Here is a 26,686-nt window from a genome sequence, read left to right as displayed (position 1 = left end):
ACGGCATCAGCGCCCCAAGCGGCGCAGGTCGGAAGACTCTATCACGCGCACACCGTCTTCCTCTTCCAGGGCCAGACGCCACAGGGCGCGAGCCAGGGCACAGGCGTCGATGCCACGGTACTTGCCCGGCAGCCAGCGCAGCAGGGGAGCCGCGAGGCGCTCGCCGAGACGAAACTCATGGCGTGCTCCGAGCAGCAGCGATGGGCGGGCGATGGTCAGTTGCGGCCAGTCCATGGCTTTCAGCGCCTCTTCGGTCTCGCCTTTGATGCGGTTGTAGAACACCTTTGAGCCGGGGTCGGCACCGAGGGCGCTGATCACCACCAGATGCCGTGCGCCCAGCTCGCGAGCGCGACGAGCGAAAGCCAGTACCAGGTCATGATCGACGGCACGGAAGGCTTCCTGCGAGCCGGCCTGCTTAATGGTGCTGCCCAGGCAGCAGAAAGCGGTATCGACCTGGCCGGACAATTGCGGCAGCAGCGCTTGCAAGTCGCCCACCGGGTTTTCCAGGTGCGGGTGGGCGGCCAGGGGGCGGCGGGTAGGCGCCAGCACGCGGGCGACCGTCGGCTCGCTGAGCAGGCGGTCGAGCAGGTACTCACCGGTGAGTCCGGTGGCGCCGGCGATAAGAATGTGCTGTGGGGTCAGGTACATGCGGTTATCTCTTGTCCGTCACAGTTCAGCTTAACAGGCTGTTGAAAAACTACCTGCGTTGGCAATGCTTCGTTTAAAACAGCCTCGTGCGCGAGTCCGATCAAAATGCTCATTTACAACTCGTAAGCTGCGCTTTTTCGGCTGTTTTTGCGGGGCCGCCATCGGTATCGTCTTGCCTGCCTCGGCTCGGGCTTCCTGCTTCGCTCTACCTCCTGCATCCATGCAGTCGTCGCCTACGTTTTTCAACGGCCTGTTAGTCCTTTGCCGGACCGCTGGCCACGGCACCGAGCGCGCGCTCGGCCTGGCTTTGGCGTAGTTCGCGCCAGTGCTGGAGTACGCCGCGGGGCGCCCAGATCTGCGGTTCGGAAGGTTCGAAGCCGTCGCTCTGCTCACGCTCGGCGACGCGTTCCTTGGCCAGCTCGAAGGCCCGCTCGAGGTTGTCGGTTTCGCCCAGCGCCTCGGCGAACAGGGCGCGACCGAAGTAGGTGAAGTCGTTCTCTTCACTGCAACCGAAGGACACCCGGTCGGCACGTGCGGCGGTCATCACCAGGGTCTTTTCGTCTTTCAGCGGCGGGATGAAACCGCCGGAGTAGCAGGCGGAAATCACCACCACCTTGTTGCGCTGCTTGAGCGGAGCGAGCAGGGCAGCCAGCTCGCTGGCAGGCAGGTCGGCCAGTTGCAGGCGCGGCTGGTCGAGATTGAGTTCATGGTGGCGCGAGCCGTGGCTGGTCAGGTAAATGAAGATCAGGTCTTCCTCGCCACTGCGTTCGGCAAGAGCCTGAACCACGCGGGTGAGGTTCTCGCGCGTGGCCAATAGGCGGTCGGCAAGATGGTCGCGGTGATTGATCAGGCTGACGCTGCCGTAAGCACCAAAGCGATCACGCATCAACCTGCTGACGTAATCGGCTTCACGCATGAACACGCTCTGCTTGCCGTCGCCCGCCAGGGTCAGCGCGTAGAGTTCGCGTGATGGTGTCGAGGCGGGGATCGCGGCGATGGCCTCTTCGAGCAGTTGTCCCTGTTGCAGCAGGCCCAGCTCCAGGCTGTCGGGCAGTGGCTGGCCCTGTTCGTCACGGACCAGGCGCCCGCTTTGCCAGGTGCCGGACTGACGGCTGCCGTCGGCCAGGGTCAGGGTGCCCTCGCCACTGTATTCTCCGCCGGAGAAATGGCCGCGGTAGGCGCTGCCGTCTGGCAAGGTGAGCAGGCCTTCGCCCTCGTACTGCCAGTCGGCGAATTCGCCGAGGTAGCGGGTGCCTTCGCCATCGGTGTATTCGCCGGGGCCCTGCATCACGCCTTCTACGAATTCGCCGGCCCAGGTCTCGCCGCCAGCGCTCTGGTAGCGACCTTTGCCATGAAACTCGTCGTTCTTGAAACCGCCGCTGTAGTTGTCGCCATCGGCGTTGTGGTAGCTGCCCTGGCCGCTGAGCAGACCCTGGGCGAACACGCCGCTGAACTGGTTGCCGTAGGCGTCGATGCGCACGCCCTGACCCTCTGGCTGTCCCTTGACGAACTGGCCCTGGAAGCTGCTGCCGTCGGCCATTTCCAGTTTGCCCAGACCGTGGAAGCGGTCGTTGAGAAATTCGCCCTGGTAACGCTGGCCGCCCTGTTCGAGCAGGCCGACGCCGCTGAAGCGATTGCGTTCGAAGCCGCCTTCGTAGCGGCTACCGTCGCTGTAGGTGAGGGTGCCCTGGCCGTGGAACATGCCTTCATGAAATTCGCCCAGATAGTGCTCGCCACCGGGGCCTTGCCACTCGCCGCTGCCTTCCAGCATGCCGTCCTTGAACTGGCCGACGAACCAGCTGCCATTGCGGTAGTCCAGACGCCCGGGGCCTTGCAATAGGCCATCGACGATCTCGCCACGATACTGGCCGCCGTCGGGCAGGGTGGCATTGGCCGGCAGTAGCGGACGCGCTTCGTCGCAACCGGCGATCAGCAGGGACAAGCAAACAGGCAGCAGGCGCAGGGCAAGGGAATTCATGGCGGACGTCCAGGTCGGTGCTTTGCTCGGCAGTATGCCGCAAGCCCGCAGGCTTGCGCTGTCGCATCGCACGCTTTGCTGACGCGAGAAGATTCCCGTTCCGGCCGCGAGGGCCGGAAACGGGAGCAGGCGGGGATCAAACGAAGCAGAGGGTCAGCGGCTCGGCGATGTAGGCCGGTTTTTCCTGGCCTTCGATTTCCAGCACGGCGCGCGCCTTGAGCAGCCACTGGCCGGGGTTCTTCTCGGTGGCATCGGTCAGGGTGACCACCAGGCGCACCTTGGAGTTGACCTTGACCGGCTGGATGAAGCGCACACTGTCGAGGCCGTAGTTCACTGCCATCTTCAGGCCCTGCGGCATGATCATGATGTTTTCCATCAGCATCGGCACCAGCGACAGCGACAGGAAACCGTGGGCGATGGTGGTGCCGAAGGGGGTGAGCTTGGCCTTTTCCGGGTCGACGTGGATGAACTGGTGGTCGCCGGTGCACTCGGCGAACTGGTTGATGCGCTGCTGGTCGATGGTCAGCCACTCGGACTTGCCGAGTTCCTTGCCAACATAGTCCTTGAGCTCTGCTACGGGTACGAACGGCATAGTTCCTCCTTGAGGACGCGTGTGTTGTTTTTGTTTGCGTGAAACCGTTGCGGCCTAGATCATCATGGGGGCGGCATCGGGTCAAGCCTGCCTTGGCGTGATGAATGAAGCGGCATAGGCCAGCCTGGCGAAGCAATACAGAGGCCTGCGCGCCTATAATGGCCAACATGCCTCAATAGATGCCCGGAATCCCCTCTCGCGAGCGGAAACGGCCATCGCTCGTTTTCTGGAGACCTCAAACATGCTGCTTCGCGGTCTTTCCTGGCTGGTGCTGTGCCAGTTGCTGGGTACTGTTCTCAACGTCCTGCTGTTACCGATGTTGCCAGGGCCGATCATCGGCATGCTGCTGTTGTTCGTCTTTCTCATGCTGCGCGGCGAGGTGGGCGAGCCGCTGAGCGTTGCGTCCAGCAGCCTGCTCAAATACCTGCCGCTGATTCTGGTGCCGCCTGCCGTGGGTGTGATGGCCTATGCCAGCGATATCGCCGCCGATTTCTGGGCCGTGGTCGGCGCGCTGGTGCTGTCGCTGCTGGTATCGCTGGCCTTCGCCGGCTGGTTGATGCAGAAACTGATCGAGCGCCAGCAGCGCCGGGAGGACGTATGAGTCCGGATTGGCAGGGCGCCTGGCAGGCGCTGACCCATCACCCGCTGTTCGGCATCGGCATCACCCTGGGCGCCTATCAGTTGGCCATGGCCGCCTACGAGCGCACCCGCTGGGTGTTCCTGCAGCCGGTGTTGGTATCGATGCTCACGGTGATCGGCATCCTGCTGCTGTGCGGCCTGAGTTTCGCCGAATACCGCAACAGCGTGGCGGCGCTGACTCTGCTACTCGGCCCGGCCACCGTGGCTCTGGCCGTGCCGCTGTACCTCAACCTGCGGCGGATTCGCCAGCTGTTCTGGCCGATCATCCTGACCTTGCTGATTGCCGGCACCTTCGCCACCGTGCTCGGCGCGGGGCTGGCCTGGCTGTTCGGCGCCGAGCGCATCATGCTGATGAGCATGGCGCCCAAGTCAGTGACCTCGCCGATCGCCATGCTGGTGGCCGATCAGATTGGCGGTATCGCAGCATTGGCGGCGGTGTTCGTGATGATCACCGGGGTCATCGGCGCCATCGTCGGGCCATCCATTCTGCGTTTGTGCCGGGTGCACCATCCGGCGGCGCAGGGGATGGCGCTGGGCATCACCGCGCATGCCGTGGGCACGGCGCGGGCGCTGCAGGAGAGTGACGAATGCGGTGCTTTTGCCGCCCTGGCGATGAGCCTGATGGGGGTGATCACCGCCGTGCTGTTGCCTCTGGCGATTGTCCTGTTGCTGTGAGAGCCTGCCAGGCGATTGGCGATGCCTTGGCACCTTGCATGAATAACAGGTCATGAACCGATGAATCTGCCGCTGTTCCCCCTCAACACCGTACTGTTTCCCGGTTGCGTGCTCGATTTGCAGATATTCGAGGCACGCTACCTGGACATGATCAGCCGCTGCATGAAACAGGGTTCTGGCTTTGGCGTGGTATGCATCATCGAGGGTGCCGAGGTCGGCGATGCGGCCAGCCATTTCGCGGCGATCGGCTGCGAGGCGCGGGTCTGCGATTTCCAGCAGCGCCCCAATGGCCTGCTGGGCATTCGCGTGGAGGGTGGCCGTCGCTTCAGGGTCGAGCGCGCTCAGGTGCTGCCGGATCAACTGACCATCGCCGACGTGCAATGGCTCGACGCCCCCGAGGAGCGACCATTGCGCGGCGAACATGCCGATCTGGCGGCGCTGCTCCTGGCTCTGGCTCAGCATCCGCTGGTCGCAGGTCTGGGTATGACCGAGCTGCCTGAAGGGCAATGGCAACTGGCCAATCAACTGGCCTACCTGCTGCCGCTGGAGCCGCAGCAGAAACTGCAGTTGCTGCAGATGGACGATCCCGAGCAGCGCCTCGATCAGTTGCAGGCCATGGTCGAGCGTCTGCAGGGTGATGGCGCATAGATTGCCCGTCACGCCATGTTCAATAGCGATAGCGCAGCAGGGCCGCCGATAGCTCCCAGGTGACCATGGCACCGAACAATGCGGCGCATGCCGGAATCACCAGCCACCACACTCTGGCCGGCAGGGCCTGCATTGGCGCGGCGCGCTGAACCAGAGCCAGGCTGAGGGCGCAGCTGGTCAGGGCTACCAGGACGCCGGCGATGATGTCGCTGGGCCAGTGCACGCCCAGGTAGACCCGCGACAGGGCGATGGCCAGGGCCGGTAGTGTGGCTACCACCAGCCAACTCAGACGTGTCCGTGCCGCGCTGCCGCGTCCTGCCAGTACACCCAGGGCCAGAAAGAACGCGAACGCCGCCGAGGTATGGCCGCTCGGCAGGCTGTAGCTCTCCAGGGGGTGTAGCAGGACATCCGGGCGTGTGCGCTCCAGCAGGTGCTTCAGGATGGTGGTGGCGGTGGCGGCCAGCAGCAGGCTGCCCGTGACGAACAGGCCGGCCTGCCAGCGACCTGCCGCTAACAGCAGCACGGTCAGCAGGGTGCCGGTAGCCAGTTGCACGTGGAAGTCGCCGAGGCGGGTGATCAGCACCGCGATGGCATCGAAGGCGCGGCTGCGTTCGTCCTGCACCAGGGCCATCAGTCCCTGATCGAGGCTGTCCAGATGGGGGAAGCCGATCAGCAGCGCGGCCAGGGCGATGGCGCCGAGCAGTGCGGCCAGGCTGGCGGCCCAGCGCCTTTCACGCAGGCTGGCCTGGATGATCAGCAGCAACACCACCGCCAGGCCGGCACAGACGATGCCGGCAGCGCCCCAGAAGCCTTCCGGTAGCGGCAGGCGCAAGGCCGCGCCAGTGGCCCAGCCAGGCAGCATGTAGGCGACTGCCCAGCCGGCAGCGGCAAGCATGCTGACCAGCGCGAAGCGCACTGCAGGCATATCCAGCATGCCGGCCACCAGTGGCAGCATCGGCCGCAGTGGGCCGATATAGCGGCCGACCAGCAGGCTGATCACGCCGTAATGCTGGAAGTAGTTCTCGGCGCCGATCAGCCACTCGGGATGCTCGCGCAGCACCGGCAGGCGCCGGATACCCTGATGGAAACGGCGACCCAAGGTGTAGGAAATCGCATCACCGAGCAGGCCGCCGGTATAGGCGAGCAGCAGTGTCTGCCACAGCTCCAGGGCGCCATTGCCGGCCAACACGGCGAGGGTGAACAGCACCACGGTGCCAGGGATGACGATGCCGGCCACTGCCAGGCACTCCAGACAGGCGACTAGGAAAATGGCCAATGCCAGCCAGTGCGGGCTGCCTTGCAGCCAGGTGGTCATGCTGTCGAACCATTGCATCATGGTCGGGCAGGCTCCAGCGTGTGTAGTTGATAGTCGTGTCCTTCGACCTGTCCACGGCGCAAAGGGTTGCGCGTGCAGTGGCGGGCATAGCGGGCGTCGACGAAGCGGTAAGGCAGGTCCTCGTCACGGCCCTTGGGAATGCCCAGTCGCGCACACTGGATGATCGAGTGCGGTCGTTCGCCGACATCCTCGACGAATAGTCGTTGCAGGTCGAAGCGGCGTGCGTCCCAATCCGGCACTTTCAGACCAAGCGCTTTGCACAGCAGGGTCTGTCCGGCGCACAAGCGCTCGGGGGTGCGCGGCTGGCTCTGGCTGCCTGGGTTGTTGCGTTGCATCGCGGCCAGAGCATCGGCGCCGCTGATGGCATCGAGCCACGGATGCGCCGACTTGATCAGCACCGCGTTGCCCGGCCCCTGGGCGCTGAAGTTCAGCGAGTCGCCACCGCGCGCATAGTACATATAGATGTGCCCGCCGTCGGCGAACAGCGCCTTGCGTTTGTCGGTGTAGCCGAGCGACGCATGGCTGCCCTTGTCGACCAGGTAATAGGCCTCGGTCTCGATGATCCGTGCACTCAGCCACTGCGCGCCGACACGATGGCGGATCACCTTGCCGAGCAGTTCGCGAGCAACCAGCTGTGCGTCGCGGTCGAAGAACGCATCGGGCAGTGGTCTGGCACCGGGCCAGGGCAAACTGAGGGTGGGTTCGGCAGGCTTCATCTATCGCACGGGGGCTAGGTCTCGGGCGGCGAGCATAGCAACAAGAAGCTTAAAAATGCCTGAACGTTCCAGCACCCTTGGTGCCCATGTTTGCCCATCGGTGCGCTACCCCGGCTAGGTCCGGCGTTGCCCAGCATTCATCACCTGGCGGACGAGCTGCCTACCGCTTGCCAGACGCCGCTGGGCGTGGCCTTGCGAGCCCGCTATAATCAGCCCATTTTTCCAACTGCCAGACCTCCGCCGCCATGACCGAGTCCGTGCACGACTACATGACCCGCCTGGGCCGGGCCGCCCGCCAGGCATCAAAGGTGCTCGCCCGTGCCAGCACCGCGCAGAAGAATCGCGCGCTGCAGGCCGCTGCCAGCGCCCTCGACGCCGCTCGCGCCGAGCTGACTGCCGCTAATGAGCTGGACCTGGCAGCTGCCCGCGCCAGCGGTCTGGAGCCGGCCATGGTCGACCGCCTGGCGCTGACGCCGAAGGTGATCGACAGCATGATCGAAGGCCTGCGCCAGGTGGCGACCCTGCCTGACCCGATCGGCGAGATTCAGGGCATGCGCTACCTGCCGTCCGGTATCCAGGTCGGCAAAATGCGTGTGCCGCTGGGCGTGATCGGCATCATCTACGAGTCGCGGCCGAACGTGACCATCGATGCGGCCAGCCTGTGCCTGAAGTCCGGCAACGCCACCATCCTGCGTGGCGGCTCCGAGGCCATCCATTCCAATCAGGCGATTGCCTGCTGTATCCAGCAGGGCCTGGCCGTGGCCGATCTGCCGGCAGCTGCCGTGCAGGTGGTGGAAACCACCGACCGCGCTGCGGTGGGCGAGCTGATCGCCATGCCGAAGTTCGTCGACGTGATCGTGCCGCGCGGTGGCAAGGGCCTGATCGAGCGCATCAGCCGCGACGCCAAGGTGCCGGTGATCAAGCACCTGGACGGTGTCTGCCACGTCTATGTCGATGTCGCGGCTGACCTGGACAAGGCCATTCGCGTCTGTGACAACGCCAAGACCCAGCGTTATTCGCCGTGCAACGCCATGGAAACCCTGCTGGTACACGCTGCCGTGGCCACCAAGGTGCTGCCGCCGCTGGCTGCCATCTACCGCGACAAGGGCGTGGAGCTGCGTGGCGATGCCGCGACCCGCGAACTGCTCGGCAGCGATGTGCTGCAAGCCAGCGAGGACGACTGGTTCGCCGAGTACAACGCGCCGATCCTGGCGATTCGCATCGTCGACTCGCTGGAGGCTGCCATCGAGCACATCAATCACTACGGCTCGCAGCACACCGACTCGATCATTACCGAGAACTTCAGCGATGCGCGGCGCTTCCTTACCGAGGTGGATTCCGCGTCGGTGATGGTCAATGCCTCGACCCGCTTCGCCGATGGTTTCGAGTACGGCCTGGGGGCGGAAATCGGCATCTCCACCGACAAGCTGCATGCCCGTGGCCCGGTCGGCCTGGAAGGGCTGACCAGCGAGAAGTACGTGGTTTTTGGCGACGGACACATTCGCACATAAATGAAACGAATCGGCGCCCGACGCATCGGCCTGCTCGGCGGTACCTTCAACCCGGTGCACAACGGGCACCTGCGTGCGGCGCTGGAAGTGGCCGAGTTCATGGCGCTGGACGAACTGCGGCTGATCCCCAGCGCCAGGCCGCCGCACCGTGATCTGCCACAGGCCACGGCCGAGCAGCGCCTGGCCATGGTCGAGCTGGCGGTGGCCGGCGAGCCGCGGTTGACGGTTGATGACCGCGAGCTCAAACGCGACAAACCGTCGTACACGGTGGACACCCTTGAGTCGGTGCGCGCCGAACTGGCAGCGGACGATCAGCTGTTCTTGTTGCTTGGCTGGGATGCCTTCTGCGGCTTGCCCAGTTGGCATCGTTGGCAGGAGCTGCTCGAGCACTGCCATCTGCTGGTACTGCAGCGGCCGGATGCCGACAGCGAGGCGCCGGAGGCGCTGCGCGATCTGCTGGCTGCACGCAGTGTCAGTGACCCGCTGAGCCTGCAAGGTGCAGGCGGGCAAATCAGTTTCATCTGGCAGACTCCGCTGGTGATTTCCGCCACGCAGATTCGCCACTTGTTGGCAACCGGCCGTTCGGCGCGATATCTGCTGCCGGATGCGGTACTGGCCTATATCCAGGCGCATGATCTGTACCGTGCGCCCAATGCTTGAAACGCCGCGCATGTGCGCCGGCGTCCATTACACGAGGCAAATGAGTCATTTATGAGTAAGCAGAACATGCCCAGCGACGAGCTGGTCAAGATCGCCGTGGCGGCGCTGGAAGAAATCAAGGCGACCGACATCACGGTGATCGACGTCAAGGACAAGACCAGCATCACCGATTTCATGGTGATCGCCAGCGGTAGTTCCAGTCGTCAGGTCAAGTCGCTGGTGGAAAACGTGCTGGAAAAGGTCAAGGAGCAGGGTGTGCGCCCGATCGGTAGCGAAGGTCTGGACAGTGGCGAATGGGCCCTGCTCGACCTGGGCGACATCGTCGTGCACGTGATGCTGCCGACCGCGCGTCAGTTCTATGACCTCGAGCGCCTGTGGCAAGGCGCCGAGCAGAGCCGCGCTCAGCACAGCGCCGAGTAAGCCTGGATCGTGCGGATCAAGTTGATCGCCGTCGGTTCGCGCATGCCGCGCTGGGTCGAGGAGGGCTGGCAGGAGTACGTCAAGCGTCTGCCTGCAGAACTGCCGCTGGAGCTGGTGGAAATTCCCCTCAACACCCGCGGCAAGAATGCCGACGTTGCCCGCCTGATCCGTCAGGAGGGCGAGGCCATGCTGAGCAAGGTGCAGCCCGGCGAACGTATCGTCACGCTGGAGGTCCATGGCAAGCCGTGGAGCACCGAGCAGCTGGCGGCGGAGCTGGAGCGCTGGCGTCTCGATGCGCGCAACGTCAACCTCATGGTCGGCGGTCCGGAAGGGCTGGCGCCGGAGGTCTGTGCGCGTAGCGAACAGCGCTGGTCGCTGTCGCCGCTGACCCTGCCGCATCCGCTGGTGCGTATTCTGCTCGGCGAGCAGATCTACCGAGCCTGGACCGTGCTGTCCGGCCATCCGTACCACAAGTGATCACCTAGTCATGCCGCAGCCGATTCGCCTCAAGGATCATGAAAAGGACGCTCGCCTGGTCAAGCGCCGGGTGCTCGTTGGCGGCGTCGTGATCATCCTGCTGACCTGCGTGCTGATCATGCGCATGTACTACCTGCAGGTGATTCAGTACGAGCATCACAGCACCCTGGCGGAAAACAACCGCATCCATGTGCAGCCGATCCCGCCGACCCGCGGGCTGATCTTCGACCGCAATGGCGTGATCATCGCCGACAACCGCCCCAGCTTCAGCCTGACCGTGACCCGCGAACGCGCCGGTGACTGGCCAAGCGTGCTCGATGCGGTGGTCGAGGTGCTGGAACTCAGCGAGGATGATCGTGCCCTGTTCGAGCGCCGCGTGCGCCAGGGGCGGCGTCCGTTCGAACCGGTGCCGATTCTGTTCGAACTGTCCGAAGAGCAGATCGCTCGCATTGCGGTCAACCAGTTCCGCCTGCCTGGCGTCGAGGTGGCGGCGCAACTGGTGCGGCATTATCCGCAGCAGGAACACTTCGCGCATTCGGTCGGCTACGTCGGGCGCATCAACGAGCAGGAGCTCAAGCGTCTGGATCCGACCGATTACGCCGGCACCCACCATATCGGCAAGACCGGTATCGAGCGTTTCTACGAGGACGAGTTGCACGGCGAAGTCGGCTATGAAGAGGTCGAGACCAATGCCCGTGGTCGCGTGTTGCGTGTGCTCAATCGTGTCGATCCGAAACCGGGCAAGGACATCGTGCTCAGCCTCGATGTCCACTTGCAGGAAGCGGCCGAGAACGCCCTCGGTGGGCGTCGTGGCGCTGTGGTGGCCATCGATCCGAACAATGGCGAAGTGCTGGCGATGGTCAGCCAGCCCAGTTTCGACCCCAACCCGTTCGTCACCGGCATCAGTTTCAAGGCCTATGGCGAATTGCGCGACTCCATTGACCAGCCGCTGTACAACCGCGTGTTGCGTGGCCTTTATCCGCCGGGCTCGACTATCAAGCCGATGGTGGCTGTGGCCGGTCTCGATGCTGGCGTGGTCACCCCGCAGACCCGGGTGTTCGACCCGGGCTTCTATCAGTTGCCCAATCACAGCCATAAGTACCGTAACTGGAACCGCAGCGGTGATGGCTGGGTCGATCTCAACCTGGCCATCGCCCGTTCCAACGACACCTACTTCTACGACCTGGCGCACAAGATGGGCGTCGATCGCATGCATGAATACATGAGCCGCTTCGGCCTCGGCCAGCGCGTGGCGCTGGACATGTTCGAGGAGACCGCCGGCCTGATGCCTTCGCGTGACTGGAAGCGGGCGCGTTATCGCCAGCCCTGGTACCCGGGCGAGACGCTGATTCTCGGTATCGGCCAGGGCTATATGCAGACCACACCGCTGCAGTTGGCGCAGGCCACCGCGCTGATGGCCACGCGTGGCAAGTGGATTCGTCCGCACCTGGCCAAGAGTGTCGACGGACGCTTGCCCGTGGACCCCAACCCGATGCCGGATATCGTCCTGCGTGATCCGAAGTTCTGGGAGTATGGCATTCGTGCTATGGAAGACGTGCTGCACGGTGCCCGTGGTACGGCGCGCAAGGTCGGTGACAGTTCGGTCTACCGCATCGCCGGCAAGAGCGGCACGGCCCAGGTGGTGGCGATCAAACAGGGTGAGAAATACGACCGCAACAAGGTGCAGGAGCGCCACCGCGATCACGCCCTGTTCGTCGGTTTTGCACCCGCCAATAACCCGCAGATAGCCGTCGCGGTGATGGTGGAGAACGGCGAGTCAGGCTCCGGCGTCGCCGCCCCGGTGGTCAAGCAGGTGATGGATGCCTGGCTGCTGGACAAGGAAACCGGTCAGCTCAAGGCCGAGTTCGCGATGCCCAAGCCTGCCGAGGTCAGCCAGCGATGATCAGTAATTTCGACCGTACCCTGTCCGACGAGGACGTGCTGCGCCGTCGCGCCACCCTATTGCAACGTATGCATATCGATGGCTGGTTGCTGTTACTGCTGCTGGTTCTGGGGGCCGGCAGCCTGTTCATCCTGTATTCGGCCAGTGGCAAGAACATCGATTTGCTGCTCAAGCAGGCGTCCTCCTTCGGTATCGGCATGGTCGGGGTGGTGGTGATCGCCCAGTTCGACCCGCGCTTCATGGCGCGCTGGGTGCCGCTCGCCTATCTCATTGGGGTTGCCCTGTTGGCGGTAGTGGAGGTGATGGGCCACACTGCGATGGGCGCGACGCGCTGGATCAACATCCCGGGCGTGATCCGCTTCCAGCCGTCAGAGTTGATGAAGATCATCATGCCGATGACCATCGCCTGGTACCTGTCGCGACATAACCTGCCGCCGCGCTTCAAGCACATCGTTATCAGCCTGGCGATGATTGGCGTGCCTTTCGTGCTGATCTTCAAGCAGCCGGATCTCGGCACTTCGCTGCTGGTACTGGCGTCGGGCGCTTTCGTCGTGTTCATGGCCGGTCTGCAGTGGCGCTGGATTGTCGGTGCAGCGGCGGCGGCGGTGCCGATTGCGATAGGCATGTGGTACTTCGTCATGCATGACTACCAGAAGCGCCGTGTGTTGACCTTCCTCAACCCGGAGAACGATCCGCTGGGGGCGGGTTGGAACATCATCCAGTCCAAGGCGGCCATCGGTTCTGGCGGCGTATTGGGCAAGGGCTGGTTGCTGGGTACCCAGTCACACCTGGATTTTTTGCCGGAAAGCCATACGGACTTTATCATTGCCGTGCTCGCGGAGGAGTTCGGCCTGGTTGGCGTCTGTCTGTTGCTGCTGCTCTATCTGCTCTTGCTGGCGCGCGGTCTGGTGATCACTGCTCAGGCGCAGACGCTTTTCGGCAAGTTGCTGGCCGGCGCGCTGACCATGACCTTCTTCGTCTACGTATTCGTCAACATCGGCATGGTCAGCGGGCTGCTGCCAGTGGTTGGGGTGCCGCTGCCGTTCATTAGTTACGGTGGAACCCATCTGGTCACATTGTTGTCAGGCTTCGGGATATTGATGGCGATTCACACCCACAGAAAGTGGATCGCTCAGGTTTGATTTTGGGAGTTTCGAGTTGATGCATTCTTTGCGCAGTTGGGCTGTCCGTACGCTGCTTGGCGCTGCTATAGCCGGCACACTGGGTACCGCTTTGGCAGCTGATTATGACGGCTCGCCGCAGGTGGCCGAGTTCGTCGAGGAAATGACCCGCGACTATGGTTTTGCCAGCGAGCAACTGGTCAGCCTGTTCGCCGAGGTTGAGCGCAAGCAGGCGATTCTCGATGCCATCTCGCGCCCGGCAGAGAAGGTCAAGCCCTGGAAGGACTACCGGCCGATCTTCATCACCGACAAGCGTATCGCTCACGGCGTGGAATTCTGGAAAAACAACCAGGCTGCACTGGAGAAGGCCGAAGCCGAGTACGGTGTGCCGCCGCAATTCATCGTCGCCATCATCGGCGTGGAAACCTTCTATGGCGGCAACACCGGCAGTTGGCGGGTGATGGACGCCCTGTCGACCCTGGCCTTCGATTATCCGCCGCGTGCGCCGTTCTTCCGCAAGGAGCTGCGCGAATTTCTGCTGCTTACCCGTGAGGAACAGGTCGATCCGATCACCCTCAAGGGGTCTTATGCTGGCGCCATGGGCTTGCCACAGTTCATGCCGAGCAGTTTCCGTGCTTACGCCGTGGACTTCGATGGCGACGGCCATATCAACATCTGGAGCAACCCGACCGATGCCATCGGCAGTGTTGCCAGCTATTTCAAGCGCCACGGCTGGCAGGCCGGCGGTCAGGTCGCCAGTCGCGTCGAGGCCAGTGGTACTCGCGTCGACGAAGGCCTGACGCAGGGGCTGGATCCGGTAAAGAGCGTCGCCGAGCTGCGCGCGCTGGGCTGGCAGAGCCAGGACAAGCTGGCCGAAGATCTGCCGGTAACCGCGTTTCGTCTGGAAGGTGCGCAAGGCGATGAATACTGGTTCGGTTTGCCCAACTTCTACACCATCACCCGCTACAATCGCAGCGTGATGTATGCCATGGCGGTCAACCAACTGGCCGAACTGCTGGTCGAAGCGCGGGGTAATCGATGAGTGCGTCCAAACTGCTGCCGCTGGCAGCCTGCGTAACTGCAGCGCTGTTGCTGGCGAGCTGTTCTTCCAAGCGAGCACCGCAGCCTGCGGTGGTGCCCGGTCCGTCGGCTGGTATTTCCGGCCCGGATGATTTCAATCGACCGCACAAGGATGGCGCGCCCTGGTGGGATGTCGACGTGTCGAAGATTCAGGACGCCATCCCCATGCCCCATTACGGGCCGGTCAAGGCCAGCCCCTATGTGGTGTTCGGCAAACAGTACTACCCTATTCAGGATGCCCGTCGCTACCAGGCGGTCGGTCCGGCTTCCTGGTATGGCACCAAGTTTCATGGCCAGGCCACTGCCAACGGCGAGACCTACGACCTGTACGGCATGACCGCAGCACACAAGACGCTGCCGCTGCCCAGCTACGTACGGGTGACCAACCTGGAAAACGACAAGGTGGTGATCCTGCGGGTCAACGACCGTGGGCCGTTCTACTCCGACCGTATCATCGATCTGTCCTTTGCCGCGGCCAAAAAGCTCGGTTTCGCTGAAAAAGGCACTGCGCGGGTCAAGGTCGAAGGCATCGACCCGCATGAGTGGTGGGCGCAGCAGGGCCGTCCGGTGCCGCTGGTACTGGCTAACAATCAACCGGCCAAGGCTGCCGTTGCCCAGCCTGTCGCGCAGCCTGTCGAGCACTATTCGCCGCCGCCGACGCAGCACGCCGCTGCGGTGGTGCCGGTGCAGATCGACGCAAAAAAAAACGATTTACTCGCAGTCTCTGGCCTGTTTCTCCAGGTGGGAGCCTTCGCCAATCCGGACGCTGCGGAGCTGCTCAAGTCCAAGCTGAGCCAGACCAGCAGTGTGCCGGTGTTCATCAGCTCAGTGGTGCGCGACCAGCAGATACTGCACCGCGTCCGCATGGGGCCGATCAGCAATCAGGGAGAAGCTGAGCAGCTGCAGAGCAGCGTGCGCCTGGCCAACCTCGGCCAGGCCACGCTGGTGCGCGCCGACTGATGGCAACTTAACCGGCCTTTGCCGGACTAAATCCGAGGCTTGCCTGGTGCGAGTCGAAAGATGGCCCTGTGGGGTCGTACAACCCAAGCATTGATTTTCGAGAGACGGATGAACATCACCAGCTTCGTGCAACGTGCTTCACTGGTTCTTACCCTTCTGGCCGCCCCCCTGGCCATGGCCAACCCGCAGGTGGTGCCGGCGCCGCCGCAACTGGCCGCGAAATCCTACGTGCTGATGGACGCCGCCAGCGGCAATATCCTGGTCGAGAACAACGCTGACGAGCGCCTGCCGCCCGCCAGCCTGACCAAGCTGATGACGGCTTATATCGCGACCCTGGAAATCCGTAATGGCAAGATCGGCGAGCAGGATCTGGTAACCATCAGCGAGCACGCCTGGCGCACAGGTGGCGCTGCGTCCGGTGGCTCCACCATGTTTCTGCCGGTGAACAGCCAGGCCACGGTCGACGACTTGCTGCACGGCATCATCATTCAGTCCGGTAACGATGCCAGCATCGCCATCGCCGAATATATCGCCGGCAGCGAAGATGCCTTCGCTGACATGATGAACGCCACTGCCGAACGTCTGGGCATGAAGAACAGCCACTTTGTGAACGCGACCGGCCTGCCGCATCCTGAGCATTACTCCAGCGCCCATGACATGGCGATCCTGGCCCGTGCGATCATCAATGAAGATGCCGAGCACTATGCGATCTACTCGCAGAAAGAGTTTCTCTGGAACAATATCAAGCAGCCCAACCGTAACCTGCTGCTGTGGCGTGACCGCACCGTCGATGGCCTGAAGACTGGCCACACTTCGGAGGCGGGCTTCTGCCTGGTCGCCTCGGCCGTACGTGATGGTTCGCGCATGATTACCTCGATATTCGGTACTGACAGCGAGCAGGCCCGCGCAGCGGAAACCCAGAAGCTGCTGACCTATGGTTTCCGTTTCTTCGAAAGCCGCACCTTCTATCAGAAAGGCGCCGAGCTGGCTCAGGCCACTGTCTGGAAAGGTACTGCGCATCAGGTGAAGGCCGGCCTCGCCGAAGACCTGACCCTGACCATGCCCAAGGGCCAACTGGAAAAACTGCAGGCCAGCATGACCCTCAACCCGCAACTGATCGCACCGATCCAGCAGGGCGATGTGATCGGCAAGGTCGAAGTCAAACTGGGTGACGAGGTGGTGCGCAGCACCGACCTGGTGGCTCTGGAGTCGGTGGACGAGGGCAGCCTGATGCGCCGTCTGTGGGACAGCATTCGCCTGTTCTTCTTCGGCCTTTTCAACTGACAAGCCTGGCCGCTCCTGATGGAGCGGCCCTTTTCTGGACGGGCCGCGAGCCCGCTGACGCCATGACCGATAACGACGTTCAAGCCCCTAAAATCGAATTTCCCTGCGAGCGTTACCCGATCAAGGTAATCGGCATTGCGGGTGAGGGTTTCTCCGATCTGGTGATCGAGGTGATCCAGCGCCATGCGCCGGATCTGGATGCCTCCACGCTGGTGCTGCGCGACAGCCGTAACGGCAACTTCCTCTCCGTACAGGTGCTGATCACCGCCACCAGCGTCGAGCAGTTGCAGGCGATTCATGTTGACCTGCGTGCCACCGGCCGCGTGCATATGGTGCTGTGATAGCCATGCCCGAGCTTGTCGTCCGTCACCTAGGATTGGTCGACTACCAGCCCACGCTGGAAGCCATGCGCGAGTTGACCCGTGAGCGCGATGCACAGACCCCGGACGAAATCTGGTTGCTGCAGCATCCCAAGGTGTTCACTCAGGGCCAAGCTGGCAAGGCCGAGCATGTACTCGCCGCCGGCGATATTCCGGTGATTCAGGTCGAGCGCGGCGGGCAGGTGACCTACCACGGCCCCGGTCAGCTGGTGGCCTATCTGATGCTCGATCTGCGTCGCCTTGACCTTGGTGTGCGCGAACTGGTCACCGCCATGGAGCAAAGCCTGGTGGAGCTGTTGGCCAGCTATGGCATCGAGGCTGCGCCCAAAGCGGATGCGCCCGGTGTATACGTGGCAGGTGACAAGATCGCCTCGCTGGGGCTGCGCGTCAGCCGTGGCTGCTCGTTCCATGGTCTGGCGCTGAACGTCGATATGGACATGTCGCCTTTCCTGCGCATCAACCCATGCGGCTACGCGGGGCTGAAGATGGTGCAGATGCGTGACCTGCTGCAAGCGCCGCCCGTGTTCGACGAGGTGTCGCAACGTCTGGAACAGGCGCTGTGTGCCCGTCTGGGTTACGTGTAGGCTCATGCGAGCGAATGCGTAGGCGCGGCACCCAAAGCTTCGCCCCGGGGCGGGGCTCCTACGCAGGCGCGTAGCCACGCATGCTTACTGACAGTAACGAAAAAGGGACGCCGAGGCGTAATGCCAGTCAGTTAAGCCGTTGCACTCGATTTTTGTAGGAGCCGGCTTGCCGGCGATCCGCCATAAAAAGCATCGCCAGCAAGCTGGCTCCTACGAAAAGCGCCCCCTCTACTGCAAGTAGGAGGGGATGGTGACGAACTTATCTGATCAGCATTACGCCGAGGCGTCCCTTTTGTTTTCCGAGAGGATCTGTCTCAGTTCAGATTCAGCGCCGGAATCAGGCTGGCGTTGACCTCCTGGCCAGGCACCGGAAGCGGAGCGGCGAGACCCAGGTTGTTCTTCTCGAACACGCGATCAGCGCGGTAGCTGGAACGCACCAGCGGGCCGGCAGCGACTTCCATGAAGCCTTTCTCCAGACCGATGTCACGCAAGCGATTGAACTCTTCAGGGCTGACCCAGCGTTGCACCTTGAGGTGGTTGCGCGTGGGTTGCAGGTACTGGCCGAGGGTGAGGATGTCCACGCCGATGGCGCGCAGGTCATCCATGGTCTCGAGGATTTCCTCGTCGGTTTCACCCAGGCCGAGCATCAGGCTGGTCTTGGTCAGCACGTCGGGGCGGTGCTTCTTGGCGTGCTCGAGCACCTTGAGGGTCTTCTCGTAGCCGGCGCGTGGATCGCGAACCAAATAGGTGAGACGTTTGACCGTCTCGACGTTCTGCGCGAAGACTTCGAGACCGGAGTCGACCACGCGCTCGATGGCCTGATGATCGCCATCGAAATCCGGGGTCAGGGCTTCGACCACCACCTGCGGGGTGTTTTCCTTGATCGCTCGCACGCAGGCTGCATAGTGGCCGGCGCCGCCATCTTCGAGGTCGTCACGGTCCACCGAGGTCAGCACGATATAACGCAGGGCCATCAGTTCCACCGACTTGGCAGTGTTCTGCGGCTCTTCCAGGTCAAGCCAGCCATTGGGGTTGCCGGTGTCCACGGCGCAGAAGCGGCAGGCGCGGGTGCAAACCGAGCCCATCAGCATGATGGTGGCCGTGCCGTTGGACCAGCATTCGCCCATGTTCGGACAGTGCGATTCCTGGCAGACGGTACTCAGGCGGTGTTCGCCGACGTTGCGCTTGACCGCCTCGAAACGGCTACCGCCAGGAGCCTTGACCCGCAGCCACTTGGGCTTGGGTTCGAACACCTGGGGTTCGGCCGAGGCGCGGCGCTTCTGACCATCCTTGATCGCGGTGATGCCTTGGGCGGTGCGAAATTTTTCGCCGCTGGCGACGGATTTGGGCGAGGAGGTGTCGGACATCGGAAATCTGGGCTCCGGTAGAGGCTCCGTGGGCAGGTGGCTTTTGGCCGCCTGCCAGTCTATCACAGAAGGTGTATGCAGACGCTGAGGCCGCCTGTCGACAAAACACCGCCAAGGCGTTTTTTTGGGGGGCGTCGCTGTGACCGCTCGGCAAGGCGCTTGCCGATGATGGCAAGCCCCCCTGAGGTGTCAGTGCTGGATTCAGCGTGTGCGCAGCTGTTGCAGCAGTTGGGTGTTGGGGTAGCCATCGGCTGGCCAGTTCAACTGCAGTTGCAGGGCGCGTATGGCCTTGCGCGTGTTGGCGCCGATGATGCCGTCGGCCGGACCCGGGTCGAAACCGGCTTGGGCCAGCAGCTCCTGCAGCTCAACACGTTCACTACGCCCCAACTGACGCTCACCCCGGGGCCATTGCCCCTTGATTTCGGTGCTGCGTAGCAGGTTGTCGGCGAGCAGACCGATGGCCAGCGCGTAGGACGTGGAGTTGTTGTACTTGAGGATGCTGCGGAAGTTATCCAGCAGCAGGAAGGCCGGGCCTTGGTGCCCGGCAGGCAGCTGCAGGCTGGCGCGCGCGCTGGCGGCTGCGCCGGTCGGTGCCAGTGGGCGCACGCCGAGTTCGGCCCACTCGGTCAGGCTGCGACGCTGATCCGGGTCTGCCAGGGCATAGTCGAAGTCGCTCGGCAGGCGCACCTCGAAACCCCAGGGCTGGCCGCGCTGCCATCCCGAGGCTTGCAGGTAATGAGCCGCCGAGGCCAAGGCATCGGCCGAGGAGTTCCACAGGTCGCGCTTGCCGTCGCCGTCGAAATCCACCGCATGCTGGTTATAGGTGGTGGGCATGAACTGGGTCTGGCCCATGGCGCCGGCCCAGGAACCGATCATGCGATCGCTGGGTACATCGCCGTTCTGCAGGATTTGCAGGGCGGCCAGCAACTGAGCACGCCAGAAGCCCTGGCGGCGACCGTCATAGGCCAGGGTGGCGAGGGAGCGGATTACGCTGTGGCTACCGATATTGTTACCGAAGTTGCTCTCCAGGCCCCAGATGGCCACCAGGATCTGCGCTTCGACGCCATATTGCTGCTCGATACGTTGCAGCATGGTGTTGTGCTGGGCCAGCAATACTCGGCCGCGGCCGATGCGGCTGGAGGAGACGGCACCGTCGAGATATTCCCACACCGGGCGAGTGAACTCGGGCTGACTGCTGTCTGCCTTGAGCACCGCAGGGTCAGGGGTGACGCCAGCGAATACGCGATCGAACAGCGCCGCGTCGATGCCGGTGGCAATCGCTTCGCTACGCATGGCCTGACGCCAGTCGGCGAAACTGGGCAAGGTTGTTTCGGTTGCAGTCTGGACCGCTGCAGTGGCAGTGGCGGTAGGCAGATTTTCCGCCGGGGCCTGGGCGCAGGCCGCCAGCAGCAGGAGAGGAAGCAGAGCCAGGACGCGACGAGGAAGCTGGTGTGGCATGTCTATCTCAGGACGTTTAAGCAGGCGCTTACCTTAGCATGCTCGGGCAACAGGCAGGGCCATCAGTGAGTCAACATACCCCATAAAGCAAGAGGCCTCCCAATTGTGGGAGGCTTCGCGGCGGTAGCTGCCTTTGCCTTTCTGTGGTCGTTCCTGGCGGGAGCGAAACAGCGGCTGGGCGACGATGGATTTGGCCTTGTTCGGCCGTTTGCCGGTTTTCTTGCTCATGGCATTTCCTCATGCAGACCGGCCTGCGCCAATGCAGGCGGCGAGGACTATGCGCCGCTGTACAGAAAATGTCCAGACGGGGGCGTAGGGCGGGTGCAGCCCGCCGTCAGCGGGTGGCGGGTTGCACCCGCCCTACGGAGAAAGACGCAGCCGTTGCCCGGAGAGTTGCAGGGTCAGCATGGCCAGTTCGCTCCACGGATCGCCAGCCGCTTGGCCCTTGATCTGTGTATCGATCAGTTGCGCCTGCTGCAACAACTGGCCCCAGCGTTTGCTGCTGTGACGCTGCAGCGCCTTGGAAACCAGCGGCCGGCGTTTGTCCCAGACGGGCGGGCGGGCGCTGGAGAAGGCCTTGTCCAAGGGGATGCCCTGGCTCTGCTGGTGGGCGATGCCGGCCAGCAGGCGAATCTCGCGCGCCAGCGCCCAGAGGATCACCGGGGTTTCCACGCCCTCGCCACGCAGGCCTTCGAGCATGCGCAGGGCATGGGCGGCGTCACCACCGAGGGCACAATCGATCAGGCCGAAGACGTCGAAGCGGGCGCTGTCGGCCACTGCTGCTTGCACGGTCTCGGCGTCGACCTGATTGCCTTCGGCGAGCAGCTTGAGCTTTTCCACTTCCTGGGCGGCGGCCAGCAGGTTGCCTTCTACCCGCGCGGCGATCATGTCCACGGCATCGGCGCTGGCGCTCAGGCCGGCCTGCGCGAGGCGCTGGCGAATCCACTGCGGCAACTGATTGGCATCTATCGGCCAGATCTGGATGAACTGGCTCACCTGGCCGTCGATCAGGGCCTTGGCCCATTTGGATTTCTGCGTGCTGCCATCAAGCTTGGGCAGGCTCAGCAAGAGGACGGTGTCCTCGGGCGGGCGAGCCAGGTACTCGAGCAGGGCGGCTGTGCCCTTGTCGCCTGGCTTGCCGGAAGGCAGGCGCAGTTCCAGCAGGCGCTTCTCGGCGAACAGCGACAGGCTGGCACCAGCCTGCAGCAGGTTGCCCCAGTCGAAGTTGGTTTCGGCATTGAACACCTGGCGTTCGCCGAACCCCTGCTGGCGGCAGGCATTGCGAATGGCGTCAGCGGTTTCCTGGCACAGCAATGGCTCGTCGCCGCTGATCGCATAGACAGGTGCCAGTGCGCCTTGCAGGTGTTTGCCGAGTTGCGCGGGGGCAAGCTTCATCGGGGTGATGTCATCAGGGGGCAGGGCGTCTGGCCGCGGCTGCGGCCCTTGGGCCTTTAGCGGGACGGCAGTTCGATCGGCGACTGCTGCGGGGCGACCTGGCTCTCACGAACCCGGCGAGCGGCTTCCAGTGCCTCGGCTTCGGCCTTGGCGCGGGCTTCGGCGGTCTGCTGCAACTGGTCGAGTTGTGCCGGGGTAATCTGCTGCAGGGTGAGCATCAGTTGCTGGATCATTTCCCGGCGCAGTTCGCTGCGCAACTGAGCGGCTTCCTGATCGGAGCCGGCCAGGTTGTTGTCGTCCTGCTGGTAGTAGTTCTGCACTTCCACCTTGTTGCCGGTCAGCAGCAGGTTCTGCGTGCCACGGATCTCATACTCCAGGGCCATGGTCAGCTCATACTCGGCGGTACGTGCACCGCTGCTGTAGCTGGCGCTGCGACGATTCTCGGTCTCGCGGGTGATGACCAGCTTGTAGGGCGCGCCGGCATAAACGCGAACGTCGTTTCTCTCCAGTACTTCGCGTACCTGCTGCACGGTGTCGCCGTAGGCATCGCGCGCGCTGACGTCGAGTTCCTTGAGGGCGAACTGCACATCGCCGGTGCCACGCAGCTGGAAGCCGCATGCGCTGAGCAGGCCAGCCAGGCCGATGACCAGCAGATTCCGTTTCATCATTCTCATATCCCCTTGGCGGATCACGGCGCCACACATGTGTGGCGCCGAGCTTAATCAGTTGGCGACTATGTTGACCAGCTTGCCTGGCACCACGATGACCTTGCGAATGCTCAGGCCTTCAGTGAAGCGCAGGACGTTCTCGTTGGCACGAGCGGCGGCCTCGACGTCTTCGCGGCTGGAGCTGGCCGCAACGATGATCTGCCCGCGCAGCTTGCCGTTGACCTGTACCACCAGCGTCAGGCTGTCCTGCACCAGGGCGGATTCATTGACCTGCGGCCACTGCGCATCGATCACCGCATCGGCGTGGCCTAGGCGCTGCCACAGCTCGTGGCTGATGTGCGGGGTGATCGGCGCCAGCAGCAGAGTGACGATTTCCAGACCTTCGTGCACCAGCGCGCGATCCTGTTCGGTGGCGGTGGCGGCCTTTTCCAGCACGTTCATCAGGGTCATCACCTGGGCGATGGCGGTGTTGAACTTGTGGTGCTGGCCGATATCGTTGCTGGCCTGCTTGATCGCCAGGTGAATGGCGCGGCGCACGGCTTTCTGCTCGTCGGTGAGAACGGAGACATCCAGCTTGCCCGGCAGACCGGCGCTGACATGGCCATGAGCCAGACGCCAGACACGACGCAGGAAGCGGTTGGCGCCCTCGACGCCGGCATCCGACCATTCGCAGCTCTGATCGGGTGGCGAGGCGAACATCATGAACAGGCGGCAGGTGTCGGCGCCGTAGGCATCGATCATGGCCTGCGGGTCGACGCCATTGTTCTTCGACTTGGACATCTTCTCGGTGCCGCCGATTTCCACCGGCAGGCCGTCGGACTTGAGTTTGGCGCTGATGACCTTGGCCTTGGCATCGCGTTCCAGCTCGACATCGGCCGGGTTGAACCAGTCCTTGCCGCCGTTTTCCAGGGTGCGGTAGTAGGTCTCGGCGACCACCATGCCCTGGGTTAGCAGGTTCTTGAACGGCTCGTTGGACGACACAAGACCTTCGTCACGCATCAGCTTGTGGAAGAAGCGCGCGTACAAGAGGTGCAGGATGGCGTGTTCGATGCCGCCGATGTACTGATCCACCGGCAGCCAGTGGTTGGCTGCAGCCGGGTCGACCATGCCGCCCTCGTAGTTCGGGCTGGCGTAGCGGGCGAAGTACCAGGACGACTCGACGAAAGTGTCCATGGTGTCGGTTTCGCGCTTGGCATCGGCACCGCACTTCGGGCACTTGCACTGGTAGAACTCGGGCATGCGCGCCAGCGGCGAGCCTGCGCCGTCCGGCACCACGTCTTCGGGCAGCACCACCGGCAACTGGTCTTCCGGCACCGGCACGTCGCCGCAGGCGTCGCAGTGGATGATCGGGATCGGGCAGCCCCAGTAGCGCTGGCGGCTGATACCCCAGTCGCGCAGGCGGAACTGGGTCTTGCGCGCGCCGTGGCCGGTCGCTTCGAGGTCGGCGACTATGGCGTCGAAGGCGGCGCTGAAGTCGAGGTTATCGTACTTGCCGGAGTTGACGGTGGTCAGGCCGTCCTTGTCGGTGTACCAGGCCTGCCATTGCCCGCTGTCGTAGTCCTTGCCCTCGCCGGCGTAGACCGGCTGGATCGGCAGGTCGTACTTGTGGGCGAACTCGAAGTCGCGCTCGTCGTGGGCCGGCACGGCCATCACCGCGCCTTCGCCGTAGCCCCACAGCACGTAGTTGGCGACGAACACCGGCAGCTTGTCGCCGGTCAGCGGATGAATGACGAACTGGCCGGTGGCAACGCCCTTCTTCTCCATGGTGGCCATGTCGGCCTCGGCCACGGAGCCGGCCTTGCACTCGGCGATAAAGGCGGCGATGGCCGCATTGCCCTCGGCAGCGCGTTGGGCCAGCGGGTGTTCGGCGGCCACGGCCACGTAGGTGGCGCCCATCAGGGTGTCGGGGCGAGTCGAATAGACCTTGAGCTGGCCGTCGATGCCGATGCTGGCGACGTCATAGTCGAACACGATGTCGGCACCGTAGCTCTTGCCGATCCAGTTGCGCTGCATGGTCTTGACCTGCTCGGGCCAGCCATCCAGTTCATCCAGGCTGCTCAGCAGCTCTTCGGCATACGCAGTGATCTTGAAGTAGTACATCGGGATTTCGCGCTTCTCGATCAGCGCGCCCGAACGCCAGCCACGGCCGTCGATGACCTGCTCGTTGGCCAGTACGGTCTGGTCCACCGGGTCCCAGTTGACGGTACCGTTCTTGCGGTAGATCACGCCCTTTTCGAACAGGCGGGTGAACAGCCACTGTTCCCAGCGGTAGTAGTCCGGTTTGCAGGTGGTGACTTCGCGCGTCCAGTCGATGGCCAGGCCCAGCGATTTGAGCTGGGACTTCATGTAGGCGATGTTCTCGTAGGTCCACTTGGCCGGTGCGACCTGGTTCTTCATCGCCGCGTTTTCCGCCGGCATGCCGAAGGCGTCCCAGCCCATCGGCTGCAGCACGTTCTTGCCCTGCATGCGCTGGTAGCGCGCGATCACGTCACCGATGGTGTAGTTGCGCACGTGCCCCATGTGTAGCTTGCCGCTGGGGTAGGGGAACATCGACAGGCAGTAGAAGGTGTCCTTGCCCGGCTGTTCGCTGACGACGAAGGATTGTTGCGCGTCCCAGTGGGACTGCGCGGCGGCTTCTATTTCACGGGGCGAGTACTGTTCGTGCATGGCTCTGGCGCTGAAGGAATGGGGCTTGCGGAAAACGCCGTAGCATACATGAGCGCCGTCTATCGAGGGAAACCCAGATTGTGCCGCGTCCGCCGTTTGTCGCGGCGCCTGGCTGCGTGCGGGGCCTTCGCTAAGCTTTACTCAAGGCCCGCGGTTGTCGGGGCTCGCGAGGTGGCAGATGGCGGATGCACGGCAGGTGGAACGAGGCGGTGATCTTTACGAGCGACTGCTGCAACGGCTTGCCCTGGCGCTGGAAGAGGCCGATACCGCGAGTCGCCTGCATGCCGAGCCGCTGCGCGAGCTGGAGCTTGATGGGCTGAGCCCGGCGGAGCTGGAGCTGATCCGTGCCTATCTCAATCGTGACCTGCACTGGCTGCGCGGCTGGCACGCGGCGGCAGAAGAGTTGGCGCTGATACAGCGTCAGCCACTGCGCAGTGCCAAGACCGTTGACAGCAAGCCGATGGGCAGGATCAAATCCGTGATGACGCGGCGTCAGGCGCTTTGTTGCGCACTCTGCGGTGCGCCAGTCAGCTGGCATCGAGGGCAGGATGTACGAGCTTGCCAGGCCTGTGGCTCCAGGTTGTTTCGCAGCGGTAATCCGCATTAGCAGCCAGTTGAAAACCAACCTGCTAGGCTTGGGCGCCCCGGAGGTGCCTGATGCCGATTCGTTTCATCCTTAAACAACTGTTGATGCCACCAGGCGTTCTACTCCTGCTGATCGCGCTGGGCTGGTGGCTGCGTCGTCGCTTTCCCCGGCTCGCGTTTGCCTGCTTTACCGTCGGTTTCAGTGGGCTATGGCTGATGAGCCTGCCTGCGGTGACGCAGTGGAGTGCCGCCTGGTTGGAGCGTGAGCCGGTCCTGGAGCAGGCGCAGTGGGCGACCCTGGCGCAGCGCGCCGACGCCATCGTGATTCTCGGCGCCGGGCGTGAGCAGAGCGACCCGGGCTGGGGTGGAGCCGATCAGCCTGGGCTGATGGCCTTGGAGCGCCTGCGCTATGCCGCTCGCCTGGCGCGCGTATCCGGCCTGCCAATGGCGGCTACCGGTGGCCTGCATTATGGCCAGCCGCCCAGTGAGGCGGCACTGATGGCCGATGCCATGCGCCGCGACTACGGGCTGGAGATCCGCTGGCTGGAGGAGCAAAGCCGCACCACCTGGGAGAATGCAGTGCTCAGCGCTGAATTGTTGCAGCCCCAGGGCGTGCGGCGCGTGGTGCTGGTCACCCAGGCTTGGCACATGCAGCGTGCCCTCTGGAGTTTTGAGCAGGCCGGCTTCGAGGTGATCACCGCGCCGATGGGCTATCTCAGTTCGGGTTACGAGCGCCCGCTGGGGGGCTGGCTGCCAGAGTCGAGGGCTATCTGGCAGAGCAGTCAGGTGCTCAACGAAGTCATTGGGTTATTGGCGTATCCCATTGTCTACGGCAAGCAGTAGGGCGTACTCGCCGCAGGCAGTACGCCTGCGGGTTCTGCGTTGTGCGCCAGGCATGGCGCGTAGCGCCGTGACTGGCGCTGTTCGGTTCACA

26 protein-coding genes and 1 pseudogene are annotated in these 26,686 nt (G+C 63.5%); 16 read left to right on the top strand and 11 right to left on the bottom strand.

The genetic code is table 11. From position 1 onward, the window contains the following. Positions 1-6: 6 nt before the first annotated feature. The 3 genes from N5J71_RS06585 to N5J71_RS06575 all read right to left on the bottom strand — a co-directional run bounded on the left by N5J71_RS06585 (position 7) and on the right by N5J71_RS06575 (position 3,218). Positions 7-648 (bottom strand): oxidoreductase, encoded by a 642-nt coding sequence (locus N5J71_RS06585; RefSeq protein ID WP_279916556.1) that lies wholly within the window; start codon positions 646-648, stop codon positions 7-9. A 253-nt stretch (positions 649-901) separates the two neighbouring features. Further along, positions 902-2,626, bottom strand: a complete 1,725-nt coding sequence (locus tag N5J71_RS06580; RefSeq protein WP_084341539.1) for a C13 family peptidase — start codon at positions 2,624-2,626, stop codon at positions 902-904. Positions 2,627-2,762: 136 nt separating this feature from the next. After that, entirely contained in the window at positions 2,763-3,218 is a 456-nt protein-coding gene (locus N5J71_RS06575) for a MaoC family dehydratase (RefSeq protein WP_003463040.1), read from the bottom strand. Positions 3,219-3,459: 241 nt separating this feature from the next. Here N5J71_RS06575 and N5J71_RS06570 point away from each other — a divergent pair, with 241 nt between their 5' ends. From N5J71_RS06570 to N5J71_RS06560, 3 genes are read left to right on the top strand one after another with little or no spacing between them, the layout of a single operon-like run. Next, positions 3,460-3,819 carry a CidA/LrgA family protein gene (locus tag N5J71_RS06570; RefSeq protein WP_003463039.1) on the top strand — a complete coding sequence of 120 codons (360 nt, stop codon included), beginning with the start codon at positions 3,460-3,462 and terminating at the stop codon, positions 3,817-3,819. Continuing rightward, positions 3,816-4,532 (top strand): LrgB family protein, encoded by a 717-nt coding sequence (locus tag N5J71_RS06565; RefSeq protein ID WP_206409197.1) that lies wholly within the window; start codon positions 3,816-3,818, stop codon positions 4,530-4,532. The genes N5J71_RS06570 and N5J71_RS06565 overlap by 4 nt, the downstream gene beginning before the upstream one ends. 60 nt (positions 4,533-4,592) lie before the next feature. Further along, entirely contained in the window at positions 4,593-5,180 is a 588-nt protein-coding gene (locus N5J71_RS06560) for an LON peptidase substrate-binding domain-containing protein (protein ID WP_116619916.1), read from the top strand. A 19-nt stretch (positions 5,181-5,199) separates the two neighbouring features. On the opposite strand, the gene N5J71_RS06555 is transcribed toward N5J71_RS06560, so the two are convergent. After that, the gene (locus N5J71_RS06555; protein ID WP_257597777.1) at positions 5,200-6,516 is read right to left on the bottom strand and encodes a bifunctional DedA family/phosphatase PAP2 family protein; all 1,317 of its coding nucleotides are present in this window, start codon (positions 6,514-6,516) and stop codon (positions 5,200-5,202) included. Continuing rightward, positions 6,513-7,232, bottom strand: a complete 720-nt coding sequence (locus N5J71_RS06550) for a DNA-3-methyladenine glycosylase (RefSeq protein WP_257597776.1) — start codon at positions 7,230-7,232, stop codon at positions 6,513-6,515. The genes N5J71_RS06555 and N5J71_RS06550 overlap by 4 nt, the downstream gene beginning before the upstream one ends. A gap of 245 nt (positions 7,233-7,477) precedes the next feature. Here N5J71_RS06550 and N5J71_RS06545 point away from each other — a divergent pair, with 245 nt between their 5' ends. From N5J71_RS06545 to lipB, 11 genes are all read left to right on the top strand, one after another. Then, complete coding sequence (locus N5J71_RS06545) at positions 7,478-8,743, top strand: glutamate-5-semialdehyde dehydrogenase (protein ID WP_279916555.1); 1,266 nt, start codon at positions 7,478-7,480, stop codon at positions 8,741-8,743. Then, positions 8,744-9,403, top strand: coding sequence for a nicotinate-nucleotide adenylyltransferase (gene nadD / locus N5J71_RS06540; RefSeq protein ID WP_279916554.1), 660 nt, complete (start codon positions 8,744-8,746; stop codon positions 9,401-9,403). A gap of 66 nt (positions 9,404-9,469) precedes the next feature. Beyond that, positions 9,470-9,823 carry a ribosome silencing factor gene (gene rsfS, locus N5J71_RS06535; protein ID WP_026042034.1) on the top strand — a complete coding sequence of 118 codons (354 nt, stop codon included), beginning with the start codon at positions 9,470-9,472 and terminating at the stop codon, positions 9,821-9,823. A 9-nt stretch (positions 9,824-9,832) separates the two neighbouring features. After that, positions 9,833-10,300, top strand: coding sequence for a 23S rRNA (pseudouridine(1915)-N(3))-methyltransferase RlmH (gene rlmH, locus N5J71_RS06530; protein WP_003240195.1), 468 nt, complete (start codon positions 9,833-9,835; stop codon positions 10,298-10,300). Between the two features lie 10 nt (positions 10,301-10,310). Next, complete coding sequence (gene mrdA, locus N5J71_RS06525) at positions 10,311-12,203, top strand: penicillin-binding protein 2 (RefSeq protein WP_003463019.1); 1,893 nt, start codon at positions 10,311-10,313, stop codon at positions 12,201-12,203. Beyond that, on the top strand, positions 12,200-13,345 hold the full coding sequence (gene rodA / locus N5J71_RS06520; protein ID WP_424960562.1) for a rod shape-determining protein RodA: 1,146 nt from the start codon (positions 12,200-12,202) through the stop codon (positions 13,343-13,345). Before mrdA ends, rodA begins: the two co-directional genes overlap by 4 nt. A 19-nt stretch (positions 13,346-13,364) precedes the next feature. Continuing rightward, on the top strand, positions 13,365-14,366 hold the full coding sequence (gene mltB, locus N5J71_RS06515; RefSeq protein ID WP_003463014.1) for a lytic murein transglycosylase B: 1,002 nt from the start codon (positions 13,365-13,367) through the stop codon (positions 14,364-14,366). Further along, entirely contained in the window at positions 14,363-15,364 is a 1,002-nt protein-coding gene (locus N5J71_RS06510) for a septal ring lytic transglycosylase RlpA family protein (RefSeq protein ID WP_045107763.1), read from the top strand. The genes mltB and N5J71_RS06510 overlap by 4 nt, the downstream gene beginning before the upstream one ends. A gap of 108 nt (positions 15,365-15,472) precedes the next feature. Beyond that, entirely contained in the window at positions 15,473-16,648 is a 1,176-nt protein-coding gene (locus N5J71_RS06505) for a D-alanyl-D-alanine carboxypeptidase family protein (RefSeq protein ID WP_039965150.1), read from the top strand. A 62-nt stretch (positions 16,649-16,710) separates the two neighbouring features. Then, the gene (locus tag N5J71_RS06500) at positions 16,711-16,989 is read left to right on the top strand and encodes a DUF493 domain-containing protein (protein ID WP_003463006.1); all 279 of its coding nucleotides are present in this window, start codon (positions 16,711-16,713) and stop codon (positions 16,987-16,989) included. Positions 16,990-16,994: 5 nt separating this feature from the next. Next, complete coding sequence (gene lipB, locus N5J71_RS06495) at positions 16,995-17,612, top strand: lipoyl(octanoyl) transferase LipB (protein ID WP_084341550.1); 618 nt, start codon at positions 16,995-16,997, stop codon at positions 17,610-17,612. A 314-nt stretch (positions 17,613-17,926) separates the two neighbouring features. On the opposite strand, the gene lipA is transcribed toward lipB, so the two are convergent. The 6 genes and pseudogenes from lipA to leuS form a co-directional block, all read right to left on the bottom strand. Further along, on the bottom strand, positions 17,927-18,979 hold the full coding sequence (gene lipA / locus N5J71_RS06490) for a lipoyl synthase (protein ID WP_003463000.1): 1,053 nt from the start codon (positions 18,977-18,979) through the stop codon (positions 17,927-17,929). A 201-nt stretch (positions 18,980-19,180) separates the two neighbouring features. Beyond that, positions 19,181-20,437, bottom strand: coding sequence for a lytic murein transglycosylase (locus tag N5J71_RS06485; RefSeq protein WP_003462889.1), 1,257 nt, complete (start codon positions 20,435-20,437; stop codon positions 19,181-19,183). Between the two features lie 81 nt (positions 20,438-20,518). Continuing rightward, positions 20,519-20,665: pseudogene (gene arfA / locus N5J71_RS06480) on the bottom strand (alternative ribosome rescue factor ArfA); the annotation flags it as partial. 132 nt (positions 20,666-20,797) lie between these two features. Next, on the bottom strand, positions 20,798-21,832 hold the full coding sequence (gene holA, locus N5J71_RS06475; RefSeq protein WP_279916553.1) for a DNA polymerase III subunit delta: 1,035 nt from the start codon (positions 21,830-21,832) through the stop codon (positions 20,798-20,800). A 56-nt stretch (positions 21,833-21,888) separates the two neighbouring features. Continuing rightward, positions 21,889-22,500: an LPS-assembly lipoprotein LptE gene (locus N5J71_RS06470; protein ID WP_084341552.1), complete on the bottom strand. Its 612-nt coding sequence runs from the start codon at positions 22,498-22,500 to the stop codon at positions 21,889-21,891. Between the two features lie 54 nt (positions 22,501-22,554). Continuing rightward, positions 22,555-25,167 carry a leucine--tRNA ligase gene (gene leuS, locus N5J71_RS06465; RefSeq protein WP_279916552.1) on the bottom strand — a complete coding sequence of 871 codons (2,613 nt, stop codon included), beginning with the start codon at positions 25,165-25,167 and terminating at the stop codon, positions 22,555-22,557. 178 nt (positions 25,168-25,345) lie between these two features. Between leuS and N5J71_RS06460 the strand changes: the two genes are divergently transcribed. Both N5J71_RS06460 and N5J71_RS06455 read left to right on the top strand, forming a co-directional pair. Continuing rightward, a complete protein-coding gene (locus tag N5J71_RS06460) occupies positions 25,346-25,774 on the top strand; it encodes a hypothetical protein (RefSeq protein WP_003462876.1) in 429 nt (142 codons plus the stop codon). Positions 25,775-25,824: 50 nt separating this feature from the next. Next, entirely contained in the window at positions 25,825-26,595 is a 771-nt protein-coding gene (locus tag N5J71_RS06455; RefSeq protein WP_003462873.1) for a YdcF family protein, read from the top strand. Positions 26,596-26,686 lie beyond the last annotated feature (91 nt).

Source organism: Ectopseudomonas oleovorans (assembly GCF_029845265.1).
Classification (GTDB): domain Bacteria; phylum Pseudomonadota; class Gammaproteobacteria; order Pseudomonadales; family Pseudomonadaceae; genus Aquipseudomonas; species Aquipseudomonas oleovorans.
Note: the sequence above shows the minus strand (reverse complement) of the source record. Positions and strands in the feature narration are given on the sequence as shown.

Bases quoted from the DNA above. Each gene is read 5' to 3' on its own strand.
- N5J71_RS06575 (WP_003463040.1), bottom strand. From the start codon at position 3,218: ATGCCGTTCGTACCCGTAGCAGAGCTCAAGGACTATGTTGGCAAGGAA.
- N5J71_RS06550 (WP_257597776.1), bottom strand. From the start codon at position 7,232: ATGAAGCCTGCCGAACCCACCCTCAGTTTGCCCTGGCCCGGTGCCAGA.
- N5J71_RS06510 (WP_045107763.1), top strand. From the start codon at position 14,363: ATGAGTGCGTCCAAACTGCTGCCGCTGGCAGCCTGCGTAACTGCAGCG.
- N5J71_RS06460 (WP_003462876.1), top strand. From the start codon at position 25,346: ATGGCGGATGCACGGCAGGTGGAACGAGGCGGTGATCTTTACGAGCGA.
- rsfS (WP_026042034.1), top strand. From the start codon at position 9,470: ATGCCCAGCGACGAGCTGGTCAAGATCGCCGTGGCGGCGCTGGAAGAA.
- mrdA (WP_003463019.1), top strand. From the start codon at position 10,311: ATGCCGCAGCCGATTCGCCTCAAGGATCATGAAAAGGACGCTCGCCTG.
- N5J71_RS06485 (WP_003462889.1), bottom strand. From the start codon at position 20,437: ATGCCACACCAGCTTCCTCGTCGCGTCCTGGCTCTGCTTCCTCTCCTG.
- N5J71_RS06505 (WP_039965150.1), top strand. From the start codon at position 15,473: ATGAACATCACCAGCTTCGTGCAACGTGCTTCACTGGTTCTTACCCTT.
- N5J71_RS06560 (WP_116619916.1), top strand. From the start codon at position 4,593: ATGAATCTGCCGCTGTTCCCCCTCAACACCGTACTGTTTCCCGGTTGC.
- leuS (WP_279916552.1), bottom strand. From the start codon at position 25,167: ATGCACGAACAGTACTCGCCCCGTGAAATAGAAGCCGCCGCGCAGTCC.
- N5J71_RS06455 (WP_003462873.1), top strand. From the start codon at position 25,825: ATGCCGATTCGTTTCATCCTTAAACAACTGTTGATGCCACCAGGCGTT.
- N5J71_RS06500 (WP_003463006.1), top strand. From the start codon at position 16,711: ATGACCGATAACGACGTTCAAGCCCCTAAAATCGAATTTCCCTGCGAG.
- lipA (WP_003463000.1), bottom strand. From the start codon at position 18,979: ATGTCCGACACCTCCTCGCCCAAATCCGTCGCCAGCGGCGAAAAATTT.
- holA (WP_279916553.1), bottom strand. From the start codon at position 21,832: ATGAAGCTTGCCCCCGCGCAACTCGGCAAACACCTGCAAGGCGCACTG.
- N5J71_RS06565 (WP_206409197.1), top strand. From the start codon at position 3,816: ATGAGTCCGGATTGGCAGGGCGCCTGGCAGGCGCTGACCCATCACCCG.
- N5J71_RS06470 (WP_084341552.1), bottom strand. From the start codon at position 22,500: ATGATGAAACGGAATCTGCTGGTCATCGGCCTGGCTGGCCTGCTCAGC.
- N5J71_RS06555 (WP_257597777.1), bottom strand. From the start codon at position 6,516: ATGATGCAATGGTTCGACAGCATGACCACCTGGCTGCAAGGCAGCCCG.
- N5J71_RS06585 (WP_279916556.1), bottom strand. From the start codon at position 648: ATGTACCTGACCCCACAGCACATTCTTATCGCCGGCGCCACCGGACTC.
- N5J71_RS06580 (WP_084341539.1), bottom strand. From the start codon at position 2,626: ATGAATTCCCTTGCCCTGCGCCTGCTGCCTGTTTGCTTGTCCCTGCTG.
- nadD (WP_279916554.1), top strand. From the start codon at position 8,744: ATGAAACGAATCGGCGCCCGACGCATCGGCCTGCTCGGCGGTACCTTC.
- N5J71_RS06545 (WP_279916555.1), top strand. From the start codon at position 7,478: ATGACCGAGTCCGTGCACGACTACATGACCCGCCTGGGCCGGGCCGCC.
- N5J71_RS06570 (WP_003463039.1), top strand. From the start codon at position 3,460: ATGCTGCTTCGCGGTCTTTCCTGGCTGGTGCTGTGCCAGTTGCTGGGT.
- lipB (WP_084341550.1), top strand. From the start codon at position 16,995: ATGCCCGAGCTTGTCGTCCGTCACCTAGGATTGGTCGACTACCAGCCC.
- rodA (WP_424960562.1), top strand. From the start codon at position 12,200: ATGATCAGTAATTTCGACCGTACCCTGTCCGACGAGGACGTGCTGCGC.
- mltB (WP_003463014.1), top strand. From the start codon at position 13,365: ATGCATTCTTTGCGCAGTTGGGCTGTCCGTACGCTGCTTGGCGCTGCT.